This window comes from Micromonospora sp. CNZ285, from assembly GCF_004637285.1.
Genome location: NZ_SPQD01000001.1, coordinates 6,780,317 through 6,792,397 on the forward strand (window position 1 = coordinate 6,780,317; position 12,081 = coordinate 6,792,397).

Annotated in this window: 13 protein-coding genes; 10 read left to right on the forward strand and 3 right to left on the reverse strand. The window is 73.7% G+C overall.

Going from position 1 to position 12,081, the window contains the following annotated elements:
- Nucleotide 1 precedes the first annotated feature (1 nt).
- Nucleotides 2-562, reverse strand: a complete 561-nt coding sequence (locus tag CLT75_RS31415; RefSeq protein WP_135243700.1) for a peroxiredoxin — start codon at nt 560-562, stop codon at nt 2-4.
- Between the two features lie 314 nt (nt 563-876).
- Between CLT75_RS31415 and cimA the strand changes: the two genes are divergently transcribed.
- Nucleotides 877-2,475, forward strand: coding sequence for a citramalate synthase (gene cimA / locus CLT75_RS31420; protein ID WP_135243701.1), 1,599 nt, complete (start codon nt 877-879; stop codon nt 2,473-2,475).
- 1 nt (nt 2,476) lies between these two features.
- On the opposite strand, the gene CLT75_RS31425 is transcribed toward cimA, so the two are convergent.
- A complete protein-coding gene (locus CLT75_RS31425) occupies nt 2,477-3,469 on the reverse strand; it encodes an endonuclease/exonuclease/phosphatase family protein (protein ID WP_209310412.1) in 993 nt (330 codons plus the stop codon).
- A gap of 278 nt (nt 3,470-3,747) precedes the next feature.
- On the opposite strand from CLT75_RS31425, the gene CLT75_RS31430 reads away from it, so the two are divergent.
- The 9 genes from CLT75_RS31430 (at nt 3,748) to CLT75_RS31470 (ending at nt 11,138) form a co-directional block, all read left to right on the forward strand.
- Entirely contained in the window at nt 3,748-4,275 is a 528-nt protein-coding gene (locus CLT75_RS31430) for a hypothetical protein (RefSeq protein WP_135243702.1), read from the forward strand.
- 192 nt (nt 4,276-4,467) lie between these two features.
- Nucleotides 4,468-5,517: an AAA family ATPase gene (locus CLT75_RS31435; RefSeq protein WP_135243703.1), complete on the forward strand. Its 1,050-nt coding sequence runs from the start codon at nt 4,468-4,470 to the stop codon at nt 5,515-5,517.
- Complete coding sequence (locus CLT75_RS31440; RefSeq protein WP_135243704.1) at nt 5,514-6,530, forward strand: DUF58 domain-containing protein; 1,017 nt, start codon at nt 5,514-5,516, stop codon at nt 6,528-6,530. The genes CLT75_RS31435 and CLT75_RS31440 overlap by 4 nt, the downstream gene beginning before the upstream one ends.
- Nucleotides 6,527-7,486, forward strand: a complete 960-nt coding sequence (locus tag CLT75_RS31445; protein WP_135243705.1) for a VWA domain-containing protein — start codon at nt 6,527-6,529, stop codon at nt 7,484-7,486. Before CLT75_RS31440 ends, CLT75_RS31445 begins: the two co-directional genes overlap by 4 nt.
- Before the next feature lie 39 nt (nt 7,487-7,525).
- Complete coding sequence (locus CLT75_RS31450; protein WP_135243706.1) at nt 7,526-8,386, forward strand: trypsin-like peptidase domain-containing protein; 861 nt, start codon at nt 7,526-7,528, stop codon at nt 8,384-8,386.
- A gap of 153 nt (nt 8,387-8,539) precedes the next feature.
- Nucleotides 8,540-8,836: a hypothetical protein gene (locus CLT75_RS31455; protein ID WP_013284522.1), complete on the forward strand. Its 297-nt coding sequence runs from the start codon at nt 8,540-8,542 to the stop codon at nt 8,834-8,836.
- A gap of 9 nt (nt 8,837-8,845) precedes the next feature.
- Nucleotides 8,846-9,271 carry an alternative ribosome rescue aminoacyl-tRNA hydrolase ArfB gene (gene arfB, locus CLT75_RS31460; protein ID WP_135243707.1) on the forward strand — a complete coding sequence of 142 codons (426 nt, stop codon included), beginning with the start codon at nt 8,846-8,848 and terminating at the stop codon, nt 9,269-9,271.
- 49 nt (nt 9,272-9,320) lie between these two features.
- The gene (locus CLT75_RS31465) at nt 9,321-9,893 is read left to right on the forward strand and encodes a GNAT family N-acetyltransferase (protein ID WP_135243708.1); all 573 of its coding nucleotides are present in this window, start codon (nt 9,321-9,323) and stop codon (nt 9,891-9,893) included.
- 87 nt (nt 9,894-9,980) lie between these two features.
- Nucleotides 9,981-11,138, forward strand: coding sequence for a cellulose binding domain-containing protein (locus tag CLT75_RS31470; protein WP_135243709.1), 1,158 nt, complete (start codon nt 9,981-9,983; stop codon nt 11,136-11,138).
- Nucleotides 11,139-11,162: 24 nt separating this feature from the next.
- On the opposite strand, the gene CLT75_RS31475 is transcribed toward CLT75_RS31470, so the two are convergent.
- Nucleotides 11,163-12,047 carry a 3-methyladenine DNA glycosylase gene (locus CLT75_RS31475; RefSeq protein WP_135243710.1) on the reverse strand — a complete coding sequence of 295 codons (885 nt, stop codon included), beginning with the start codon at nt 12,045-12,047 and terminating at the stop codon, nt 11,163-11,165.
- Between the last annotated feature and the right edge of the window lie 34 nt (nt 12,048-12,081).

The following is a 12,081-nucleotide window of genomic DNA, read 5'->3' on the forward strand; positions in this document are numbered from 1 at the left end:
GTCAGGCCCCGGCGCCGGCGAGGAGCGCGTTGGCGTCGAGCGTCGCGCCGCCCTTGTTCCAGTTGCACGGGCACAGCTCGTCGGTCTGGAGCGCGTCGAGCACCCGCAGCACCTCGGAGACGTTGCGGCCGACCGAACCGGCGGTCACCATGACGAACTGGATCTCGTTGTTCGGGTCCACGATGAAGGTGGCCCGCTGGGCGACACCGTCCTCGCCCAGGACGCCGCAGGCGGAGGTCAGCTCGCGCTTGATGTCGCTGAGCATCGGGAAGGGCAGCTCGCGCAGGTCCGGGTGGTCCTTGCGCCAGGCGTAGTGGACGAACTCGTTGTCGACGGAGACGCCGAGCACCTGGGCGTCCCGGTCCGCGAACTCGCCGTTGAGACGGCCGAACTCGGCGATCTCGGTGGGGCAGACGAAGGTGAAGTCCTTCGGCCAGAAGAACACGACGCGCCACTGGCCCTCGTGGGACTTGTGGTTGATCGTCTCGAACGCCTTGTCGGCGTCGAGCGACACGCAGGCGGTGAGTTCGTACTCGGGGAAGTGGTCACCGACAGTGAGCACGGGTCCTCCTTGAGCGTGACCCGGCAGCACCGCCGGGCCAGTAACTGGATCTGTTCAAGATTCTTCCGTAGTCCCGTTTGCGCTCGTGGTGGCGGTGTCCCGGTGTGAAGACGATCACCAGGGCGGCCGTCGTCCCGGAATATGGGTTTCGCCTCCCAAAACCGGGGGCGAGGTGGCAGAGTACGGGCCGTGACCAGCTTCGTCCTGATCATTAGCAGCTAGCGCGCCGGCCCTTCCCTCGCCGAGCGCGCAGACCTCCCGCATCCGCGGGGGGTCTTTTTGTTTGCTCCCCAGGGCACGAGAAGAGGACTCCGATGACGTTCCAGGTGTACGACACGACGCTGCGCGACGGCGCGCAGCGCGAAGGGCTCACGTACTCGGTGGTCGACAAGCTGGCGGTGGCCCGCCTGCTCGACGACCTCGGAGTCGGCTTCATCGAGGGCGGCTGGCCGGGCGCGGTGCCCAAGGACACCGAGTTCTTCCGCCGCGCCCGCACCGAGCTGGAGCTGCGGCACGCGATCCTGGTCGCCTTCGGGGCCACCCGCAAGGCCGGCCTCGCGGTCGAGGACGACCCGCAGGTGCGCGGCCTGCTCGACGCCCAGACCCCGGCCGTGGCCCTGGTCGCCAAGGCGGACCTGCGGCACGTGGAGCGCGCGCTGCGCACCACCGCCGAGGAGAACCTCGCCATGATCCGCGACACCGTGTCGTACCTGGTGGCGCAGGGGCGGCGCGTCTTCGTCGACGGGGAGCACTGCTTCGACGGGTTCCGGTTCGACCCGGGCTACACCGCCGCCGTGGCGGAGACCGCGCTGGCCGCCGGCGCCGAGCGGTTTGTGCTCTGCGACACCAACGGCGGCATGCTTCCCTCCCAGGTCACCGCCGTGGTCGAGCAACTGGTGGCGCGGACCGGCATCGCGCCGGAACGGCTCGGCATGCACGCGCAGAACGACACCGCCTGCGCGGTCGCCAACACCATCGCCGCGGTCGAGGCGGGTGTCCGGCACGTGCAGGGCACCGCCAACGGGTACGGCGAGCGCCCCGGCAACGCCGACATCTTCGCGATCGTCGCCAACCTCCAGCTCAAGCTGGGCATGCCCGTCCTACCGGAGGGCTGCCTGGAACAGATGGTGCGGGTCTCGCACGCCATCTCCGAGATCGCCAACATCGCCCCCGACACCCACCAGGCCTACGTCGGGGCCGCCGCCTTCGCTCACAAGGCAGGGCTGCACGCGAGCGCGATCAAGGTCGACCCGTTGCTCTACAACCACGTGGAACCCGCTGTGGTGGGCAACGACATGCGGATCCTGGTGACCGAGATGGCCGGCCGGGCCAGCATCGAGCTCAAGAGCCGCGAGCTCGGTCTGGACCTGGCCGGCCATCCGGACGCCCTGTCCCGGGTCACCGGGCGGGTCAAGGAGCTGGAGGCCGACGGCTGGTCGTTCGAGGCCGCCGACGCCTCGTTCGAGCTGCTGGTCCGCTCCGAGCTGCCGGATGCCGCGCCGGCCCGGCCGTTCGCCCTGGAGTCGTACCGGGTGATCGTCGAGCACCGCGAGGACGGCGCGGTGGTCTCCGAGGCGACGGTGAAGATCCGGGTACGCGGCGAGCGGGTGATCGCCACCGCCGAGGGCAACGGCCCGGTCAACGCGCTGGACGAGGCGCTGCGGGTGGGCCTGGCCCGGCACTACCCGGAGCTGCGCGACTTCGAGCTGGCCGACTACAAGGTGCGCATCCTGGAGGGCAGCCACGGCACCGGCGCTGTCACGCGCGTCCTCGTGGAGACCGCCGGCGCCGGCCGCGACTGGACCACTGTGGGCGTACACCCGAACGTGGTCGAGGCGAGCTGGCACGCCCTGGTCGACGCGCTCACCTACGGCCTGGACCGGGCCCGGGTGCCGGGCGGGAGCCCGGCCTGACTCAGCCGGCCGGCAGGCGCAGTTCGGCCAGCAGCGCGCGGTGGTCGCTGCCCGGCACCGGGTGGGTGCCGGCGGCGCGCACCGCGATGCGCCTGTCGACGAGGACGTGGTCGATGGTGACCGGCGGGATCGGGTCGCCGTCGTAGGGTCCCCAGGTGCCGCCGAATCCGGCTCCGGCCGCGTCCGCCGCGTCGGTGTAGCCGGTGGCGATCAGGCCCCGCAGCGCCGCGTGGTCGAGCGTGGCGTTGAAGTCCCCGGCCAGCACGCTCAGCCCGCCGTCCGGGGTGGCAGGCGGCTGGGCGCGCTGGTCGGTCCACCAGTCCGGCACCACGTGCGGGGCGTACGGCGCGGCCGGGTGCGCCGACTCCACCCGCACCGGTGGCGCCCCGGGCACGGTCACCGTCGCGTACGCCTGGGCGAAGAAGAAGCCCTTGTTGCGCCGGTGACCGGTGTCGCGCAGCGGGTGCCGGGCGTACACGCCGGAGCCGGTCGAGCCGACCTCGGGCGTCAGCGACCGGTGCGGCAGCAGCGTGGCCAGCCCGAGCCGGTCCAGCTCGGCCGCCAGCGGCGGGGTGAGTTCCTGCACCGTGAGCACGTCGACCCGCCGCGTCCGGACCAGGTCCACCAGCGCCGCCGGGTCGGCCGAGCCGAGGCGCAGGTTGGCGGTGAGCAGCCGCAGCGCCGGGCCGTCGGCGGCGGGCCGGTCGCCGGGGATCGCGCGCGGCGCCACCGCGCCGATCAGCGTCAGCGCGGCCAGGACCGCGACCATCGCCGGGGCGCGGCGCCGCAGGGCGAGCGCCGCCACCGCCACGACCGGGGCCACGGCGGCGGCGTACGGCGTGAACGCGACCGCCTGCACCAGCGGGCCGCGTTCCAGCCCGGTCAGGCGTACCAGTGCCCACGCGGCGACCGGCGCGACGGCGAGCCAGCACGCGACGGTGGCCGGGCGGCCGCCCCGGGTGCCGGCCCGGGGTGGTCGCGGCAGGGTGATCATGGCGGTCAGGCTACCCGGATCCGGGCCGGTGCGATGCCCTCCGAAACAATTTCGTGAATTGTTCCTCGCAATTTCCGGGCATCTTTGCGGATCGGTCGGACACGCAATACCGCTATTGACCGCCCGCATTTTACGGTGCTAGGTTCCACCTGGTTGAGACGTCGCGACTCTCTGTAGTAAGGCCAGCTCACGAGCGGTGCGCTCCCGGCGGATACCCGATGATCCGCAATTTGACGCGCGCAGTCGCCGTATCACCACGGTCTACCAAGGGAGAACTCATGGCCACATTCTTGAAGCGAAAGGCGACGGTGGTGGCGCTCGCCGCGCTGTCGCTCAGCCTGGCCGGTGGCGGGATCGCCGCGGCCGCCCAGTCGGAGGCGAAGCCGCAGCCGCAGCCGGGTGCCCGGCACTCCACGGCCCAGCCGCCGGTGACCGCCGCCGAGCGGCAGGCCGCCCGCACCGCCATGCGCGCCACCCTGGCCCCACCGGCGGCCGGCCAGGTCGCCTGGGCCGTCGTGGCGGCCAACGGCACGCTGCTGCAGCACTCCGGCAACGTGGTGTCCTCGTTCCGGTTCGCCCCGGGCGTCGGGGTGTCCCCCGGGCAGTACCAGGTGCTGCTGGACTACAACGTGTCCGCCAAGGCGTACGTGGCGACGATCGGCACGAACGACACGGCGAACGTGCCGCCGGCCGGTGAGGTGTCGGTGGCGCCCCGCACGCTGACCCCGAACGCCGTCTTCGTGCAGACGCGCAGCTCCTCGGGCAGCGCCTCGGACCGGCCGTTCCACCTGGTCATCGCCAACTGACCCGTCCGGCACCGCACCGGCCCCCGCTCCGGCGGGGGCCGGTGTCGTGTTCCGTGCCGGTCCGGCCGGTGCGGCGCCGCTTCGTGCCGTTCCCGCCCGGCTGGGGAGAAGCTGCCGGTCCGGCCCGCCGACCACCGCCCAGGGGCCGATAATCCGACGTTTGTCGCCGGTCCGGCACGGGAAGCAAGCACCGTGACGGACATCTCGGACACCCCGGCCAGCGTGCTCAGCCCGGTCGACGCCGACGCGAGCGGCGTCGAGCTGGAACAGACCCTCGTCGAGGTCAAACGCGTGATCGTCGGGCAGGATCGGCTCGTCGACCGCCTGCTCACCGCCCTCGTCGCCGACGGGCACTGCCTGCTGGAGGGCGTACCGGGGGTGGCCAAGACGCTGGCCGCCCAGACGCTCGCCACAGTGGTCGGTGGCACGTTCTCCCGGATCCAGTTCACCCCCGACCTGGTTCCCTCCGACATCGTCGGCACCCGCATCTACCGCGCCTCCACCGAACAGTTCGACGTGGAGCTGGGGCCGATCATGGCGAACCTGGTGCTCGCCGACGAGATCAACCGGGCCCCGGCCAAGGTGCAGTCGGCGCTGCTCGAGGCGATGGCCGAGCGGCAGGTCTCCATCGCCGGCCGGAGCTGGCCGGTGCCGGACCCGTTCCTGGTCCTGGCCACCCAGAACCCGATCGAGTCCGAGGGCGTCTACCAGCTCCCCGAGGCGCAACGCGACCGCTTCCTGATGAAGGTCGTGGTCGACTACCCGAGCGACGCCGACGAGCTGGCCATCCTCTACCGGATGAGCACCGAGCGGCCCACCGCGCGTACCGTGCTCGACCCGAACCGGCTGCGCGATCTCCAGCGCCGCGCCACCGACGTCTTCGTCCACCACGCGCTCGCCGAGTACGTGGTCCGCCTCATCCTCGCCACCCGCGACCCGGGGCGCTTCGGCCTGCCCGACGTCGCGCCCCTGCTGGCGTACGGGGCCAGCCCCCGGGCCACGCTCGGCCTGGTGGCCGCCGCCCGCGCGCAGGCGCTCATCCACGGCCGGGACTACGTGCTCCCCGAGGACATCCGGGAACTGGCGGTGGACGTGCTGGCGCACCGGCTCGTGCTCTCCTTCGACGCGATCGCCGACGGGATCTCCGGCGAGGACGTGGTGCGCCGCGTGATCGAGGCGGTGCCGCCGCCCCGGCTGGTCAACGGGCCCACGGAGACGGTGAACGACCTGGCGGCGGCATGACCGGCGCAGCCGAACCCGGGCTCGCCGATCTCGCCCCGGACCAGCGGCTGCGCCGGCTGGAGCTGACGGTGACCCGGCGGCTCGACGGCCTGCTGCACGGCCGGTACCGCGGCCTGCTGCCCGGACCCGGCAGCGAGGCGGCCGGCAGCCGGGAGTACCGCCCCGGCGAGGACGAGGTACGCCGGATGGACTGGGCGGTCACCGCCCGGACCACCGTCCCGCACGTCCGCGAGGTCGACGCGGACCGGGAACTGACCACCTGGCTGCTCGTCGACGCCAGCCCCAGCATGGAGTACGGCACGTCCACGCTGGACAAACGGGAACTGGCGGTGGCCGCCGTGGCGGCGGTCGGCTTCCTCACCGCCGGAGTCGGCAACCGGCTCGGCGCCCAGGTGCTCACCCCGGACGGGTTGCGCCGGTTCCCGGCCCGCAGCGGACGTATCCATCTGCTCGGGCTGCTCCGCGCGCTGCTCGGCGCCCCGCGTACCGGCGGCCTGCCGGACTCCGACGGCGCGGGCGCGGCCGGCGCGCGCCCTCGGGACGCGGTGCCGGGCCTGGTCGACGGGCTGGACGGCCTCCAGCGCGTCGCCACCCGGCGCGGGCTCGTGGTGATCGTCTCCGACTTCCTCGACGAACTGCCCGACGACCCGGACACCGCGCCGCCGCCGTGGGCCGCGGCGCTGCGCCGCCTCGCGGTACGGCACCAGGTGCTCGCCGTCGAGGTGACCGACCCGCGCGAGCTGGAACTGCCGGACGTCGGCCTGATCACGCTGGTCGACCCGGAGAGCGGCCGGCACCGCGAGGTGTGGACCGGCGACCCGGGCCTGCGCGAGCGGTACGCGCGCGCCGCCGCCGAGCAGCGCGACCAGGTACGCCGCACGCTGCGCCGGGCCGGCGCCACCCACCTGGCCCTGCGCACCGACCGGGACTGGTGCGCGGACGTCGTCCGGTACGTGCACGAGCAGCGCCGGCTGGCCACCGTTCCGGCCGCGGCCCGCGGAGGTGTCGCATGACCTGGCAGTCACCCGGCCGCCTCTGGCTGCTGCTCGCCGTCGTCGCGCTGGTCGCCGGCTACCTGGTGCTGCAACGGCGGCAGAGCCGGTACGCGGTGCGCTTCACCAACCTGCGCCTGCTCGACCGGGTCGCCCCGCGCCGTCCGGCCTGGCGGCGGCACGTCCCGGCGGGCCTGTTCCTGGCCATGCTGGCGTTGCTCGTGGTCGGGTTCGCCCGGCCCGAGGCGGAGGTGCGGGTGCCCCGGGAGCGGGCCACAGTGATGGTCGCGGTGGACGTCTCCACCTCGATGCTCGCCGGTGACGTGGACCCGGACCGGCTGACCGCGGCCAAGGAGGCGGGCCGGCGGTTCGTCGACGGGCTGCCCGACGAGTTCAACGTCGGTCTCGTCGCGTTCGCCGGCAGCGCGGCCGTGCTGGTGCCGCCGAGCACCGACCGGGAGGCGCTGCACGACGGGATCGGGCGGCTGGCCGAGGGCATCACCGGCGTGCAGGGCACCGCTATCGGCGAGGCGATCAGCACCTCGCTCGGCGCGGTCAAGAGCCTGGACGCCACCGCCGCCAAGGACCCGCCGCCGGCCCGGATCATCATCCTCTCCGACGGCGCGAACACCTCCGGCATGGACCCGATGGAGGCCGCCGACCAGGCGGTCGCCGCGAAGGTGCCGGTGCACACCATCTCCTTCGGCACGCCCGGCGGTTCGGTCGACCGGGGCGGCCGGGCGATCCAGGTGCCGGTGGACGGCCAGACGCTGCGGGCGGTCGCCGAGCAGACCGGCGGCGGCTTCCACGAGGCGTCCACCACCGCCGAACTGAAGGACGTCTACGAGGACATCGGCACCTCGGTCGGCTACCGCACCGAGCGGCAGGACATCTCGGCCCGCTTCATCGGCCTCGGGCTGGTCCTGGCGATGGGCGCCGCGGCCGGCTCGCTGCGGTGGTTCTCCCGGCTGCCCTGACCCGCACACCACTACCGCACGACACGTGAGGAGCCAGGCATGGCAGTGCAGACCGGACTCGGCGAGCCACGCGGACCGTGGTTCGTCTCGCCGGAGCTGGACCCGGACGGGCGCGGCCACCGGGACGTATCCGGGGGCGGGCCGGAGGCCGGGCGGCGGAGCCTACGGCACCGGCTGCTGAGCGTGGCGGCGGTGGTGGCGCTCTCCACCGTCTCCGGCGCGGCGGCCGGCACCTGGGCGGCCGACCGGGGCGCGCCGGGACCGACGGCCGCGTCCGCCGCGCCGGTGCCGGCCGAGCTGGTCACCGCCGCCGGCAAGACGGTGCCCGGGGTGGTGTCGGTGATGGTCGGGGGCCGCTCCGGCGCGTCCGCGTCCGGCTCCGGGTTCGCCATCGACAACGAACAGCACATCGTCACCAACGACCACATCCTGGCCCGGGGCGGTGCCGGCGCGGTGACTGTGGAGACCTCGGACGGGCGGCGGTTCCCGGCCGAGGTGGTGGGGCGGGAACCGGCGAGCGACCTGGCTGTGCTGAAGGTGCCCGCGTCGGCCGGGTTGCCGCCGTTGCCGCTCGCCAAGGCGAACTCGACGCGGGTGGGGGAGCCGGTGCTCGCGGTCGGGTCGCCGCTCGGGCTCGCCGGGACGGTCACCGCGGGCATCGTCAGTGCGCTCAACCGGCAGGTACGGATCGGCAACGGCCGGCACACCGCGGTGCAGACCGACGCCTCCATCAACCCGGGCAACTCCGGTGGGCCGCTGGTGAACGCGCGCGGTGAGGTCGTCGGCGTGAACACGGCGATCGCCACCATCGACGGCAACGGGTCGATCGGCATCGGCTTCGCCATCCCGATCGACCAGGTCCAGCAGACCGCCGACACCATCATCGGCCGGGGCGGCTGAGTCACCGGGCGCGGTCTCCCGCGCGGGGTTGCTCCGGCGGCCCGCGCGGCGCTGACCTGCACAAGCGTCGCAAGATCGGTGCGAACTGTCGGATATCCGGCGTGGGATCATTGGGGCATAGAAATATTACGCTGAGTATGGATACTGGCGGAGGTGGAGCAAGCTGTCATTGCGGCCCTCCTCGTGGTGGGCCTGATCATCGGCGCCGGTGTCGGCGCGTCCTACGCGCGTGCGAAACGTGGCTGGACGGATTACCAGACCATCCGGACCAGCGTCCCCGGCGCCCGGCGCAACGCCTGGCTCGCGATCCGGGGCGTGGTCGTCAAGCTCGCGGTGATCGCCCTGCTGCTCGTCGGCGCGGCCGCGTACGCGGCGTCCGGCGGCGGCGAGGAACGGGCCGGTCCCACGCCGAGCGCCACCCCCACCCCGAGTCACCGCGCCGGGCGCTAGCCTCGGGGAGTGGACGACGGACTGCGGGTCACCGATCGGCTCACGGTGCCCGCCGTCGAGCTGCGGGAACGGTTCTCCCGCTCGTCCGGCCCCGGTGGGCAGGGAGTCAACACCACCGACTCCCGGGTGGAGCTGAGCTTCGACCTGGCCGGCTCGCCGAGCGTGCCGGAGACGCTGCGGGAACGGGCGCTGGCCCGGCTCGCCGGCCGCCTGGTCGGCGGCGTACTCACGGTCACCGCCAGCGAGCACCGCGCCCAGCTGGCCAACCGCGAGGCGGCCCGCGAGCGGATGGCCGCGCTGCTGCGCGAGGCCGTCGCCCCGCCGCCGAAGCCGCGCCGGCCGACCCGCCCCTCGCGTGGCGCCAAGGAACGCCGCCTGGCCGAGAAGAAGCGCCAGTCCCAGCGCAAACGCGACCGCCGGGTGGACGGCGACTGACCGAAAAACGGTTGAGCCGCCCGGCGCGCCGACCGGAGAATTCCGCCACGTGATCGACTTCTCCGTCAAGCCCACGCTCACCGGCGAGCGAGTGGTGCTGCGCCCGTTCCACGACGACGACCTGCCGGCGCTCGCCGAGATCCTGGCCGACCCGGAGGTGGTCCGGCTGACCGGCAGCCCGGCCGGCGAGACGTTCGAGCCGTCCCGCCTGCGCGCCTGGTACGGCACCCGCAACAGCCAGGACGACCGGCTCGACCTCGCGGTGGTGGACCGGGCGAGCGGCACCTGCGTCGGCGAGGTGGTCCTCAACGAGTGGGACCGGACCAACGCGAGCTGCAACTTCCGCACCCTGATCGGCCCCGGCGGCCGCGACCGCGGCCTCGGCACCGAGGCGGTCCGGCTCATCGTCGGGTACGGCTTCGAGCAGCTCGGCCTGCGCCGCATCGGCCTGGAGGTGTTCGCGTTCAACCCGCGTGCCCGGCGCGCCTACGAGAAGGTGGGCTTCGTCGCCGAGGGGACGCTGCGGCAGGTGCTGCGCGACGGCGACGACTGGGTGGACGCCACCGTCATGTCGATCCTCGCTCCGGAGTGGAACCGGCACCGGGGGCACCCGGGGGGTTGAGCCGGAGGCGTCGAAGCGCTTCAATGCGTACGGGAGCTTCAGGGCCGTCACCGACCACCACGTCACAGTGACAGGAGTCCCTTCCGCATGCCCCGAAACCCCCTGCGCGCCGCGCTGACCGCGCTCGCCGCGCTGCTACCGGTCCTCGCCCTCGGCCTCGCCCTCACCGCCACCACGCCCCCGGCCGCCGCGGCGGCCACCCCGGTCCGCGTCATGCCGCTGGGCGACTCCATCACCGGGTCGCCCGGCTGCTGGCGGGCACTGCTCTGGAACCGCCTCCAGTCCACCGGCCACACCGACGTCGACTTCGTCGGCACGCTCGGGCCGCAGGGCTGCGGCGTGCCGTACGACGGCGACAACGAGGGCCACGGCGGCTACCTCGCGACGAACGTGGCGAACCAGAACCTGCTGCCCGGCTGGCTTGCGGCCACCCGCCCGGACGTCGTGCTCATGCACTTCGGCACCAACGACGTGTGGAGCAACATCGCGCCCGCCACGATCCTGGCCGCGTACTCGAAGCTGGTGGACCAGATGCGGGCCGCAAACCCGGCCACCACAGTGCTGGTCGCGAAGATCATCCCGATGAACCCGGCGAGCTGCCCCGAGTGCGGCCAGCGGACGGTGGCGCTCAACGCGCTCATCGACGGCTGGGCGGCCGGGAAGACCACCGCCGCGTCCCCGATCGTGGTGGTCGACCAGTGGACCGGGTTCAGCACCGCCACCGACACGTACGACGGCGTGCACCCGAACGCCGCCGGCGACCAGAAGATGTCCGACAGGTGGTACCCGGCGCTGGTCGCCGCGCTGAGCCGCACCACGCCCGGCCCGACCACGTCCCCGACCGGCGGCCCCACCTCGTCGCCCACCGTCAGCCCGTCACCGACGACCAGCCTGTCACCGACAAGCAGTCCGTCGCCCACCGCCGGCCCGACGTCGGCGCCCGGCGGCTGCACCGCCACCTGGCGGATCGCCGGTCAGTGGCCGGGCGGCTTCCAGGGGGAGGTGACCGTCCGCAACGACGGCGCCGCGCCGATCGCCGGCTGGACCGTGCGCTTCCCGCTCACCGCGGGCCAGCGGATCAGCCAGGCGTGGAGCGCCGACGTGACGCAGAGCGGAACCACTGTGACCGCCCGGAACGCGAGCTGGAACGGCACCCTGGCCCCGGCCGCCCAGACCACGTTCGGGTTCCTGGCCGACGGTGCCGTCCCGAGCCCGGCACCGGCGGTGACCTGCGCCGCGAACTGATCCCCGCGCCGGCCGGCCCCGCGCTCAGCGGTGGTCGGCCGGCACGGCCCGGTCCAGCGCGGCCAGCAGCCGGGCCCGCAACCCGGCGGCCCGCTCGGCGAACCCGCGCTGGGCGGTGGCGTACTCGGCCCGGCCCTCCGGCGTCTCCACCCGCACCGGCGGGTAACCCAGGTCGGCCAGGTCGTACGGGCTGGCCCGCATGTCCAGCGCCCGGATCTCCCGGGCCAGCGCGAAGCAGTCCGCCACCAGCTCCGACGGCACCAGCGGCGACAGCTTGTACGCCCACTTGTAGAGATCCATGTTGGCGTGCAGACAGCCCGGCTGCTCCAGCGCGTGCTGGCCCTCCCGGGTCGGCTGGAGCACGTTCAGCGGCCGGGCCGGCGCGGTGAAGAACCGGAACGCGTCGAAGTGGCTGCACCGCACGCCGCGCTCCTCGACCACCGCCGCCGTCGCCGCCGGGCTCAGCCGCAGCGGCCAGGCGTTGTGCCGTACCTGCTCCTGGGTCTGCCGGTAGACCATCGCCCACTCGTGCATGCCGAAGCACCCGAACTGCGCCGGGCGTCCGGCGGTCGCGGCGAGCAGCGTACGGATCCAGGCGATCGACTCGGCGCGCCGCGCGCGTACCCGATCGGTGTCGAGGGTGAGCCCGGCGGCGCCCGCCGTGTAGTCCGGGCCGAAACCGGCCGGGTCGGCGTCGCGCAGCACCACGCCCGCACCCGGGTGCCAGCGGCGCAACTGCGCCGGGCGGTGCGAGTAGTAGGTGAACAGGAAGTCCTCCACCGGGTGCTTCACCCCGGTGCGGCGGCGTTCCAGGTGTGGCGTCAGCCAGGCGTCCACTCGCGCCTCGTGGGCGTGCCGGCGCGCCTGCCAGTCGGCCAGGTCGAGCGCGGGGGCGAGGGCGGCGGTCACACACCCCAGGGTACGACCGCCGCCCGTGCCCGGA

Bases quoted from the DNA above. Each gene is read 5' to 3' on its own strand.
- cimA (WP_135243701.1), top strand. From the start codon at position 877: ATGACGTTCCAGGTGTACGACACGACGCTGCGCGACGGCGCGCAGCGC.
- CLT75_RS31425 (WP_209310412.1), bottom strand. From the start codon at position 3,469: ATGATCACCCTGCCGCGACCACCCCGGGCCGGCACCCGGGGCGGCCGC.
- CLT75_RS31430 (WP_135243702.1), top strand. From the start codon at position 3,748: ATGGCCACATTCTTGAAGCGAAAGGCGACGGTGGTGGCGCTCGCCGCG.
- CLT75_RS31440 (WP_135243704.1), top strand. From the start codon at position 5,514: ATGACCGGCGCAGCCGAACCCGGGCTCGCCGATCTCGCCCCGGACCAG.
- CLT75_RS31445 (WP_135243705.1), top strand. From the start codon at position 6,527: ATGACCTGGCAGTCACCCGGCCGCCTCTGGCTGCTGCTCGCCGTCGTC.
- CLT75_RS31450 (WP_135243706.1), top strand. From the start codon at position 7,526: ATGGCAGTGCAGACCGGACTCGGCGAGCCACGCGGACCGTGGTTCGTC.
- CLT75_RS31470 (WP_135243709.1), top strand. From the start codon at position 9,981: ATGCCCCGAAACCCCCTGCGCGCCGCGCTGACCGCGCTCGCCGCGCTG.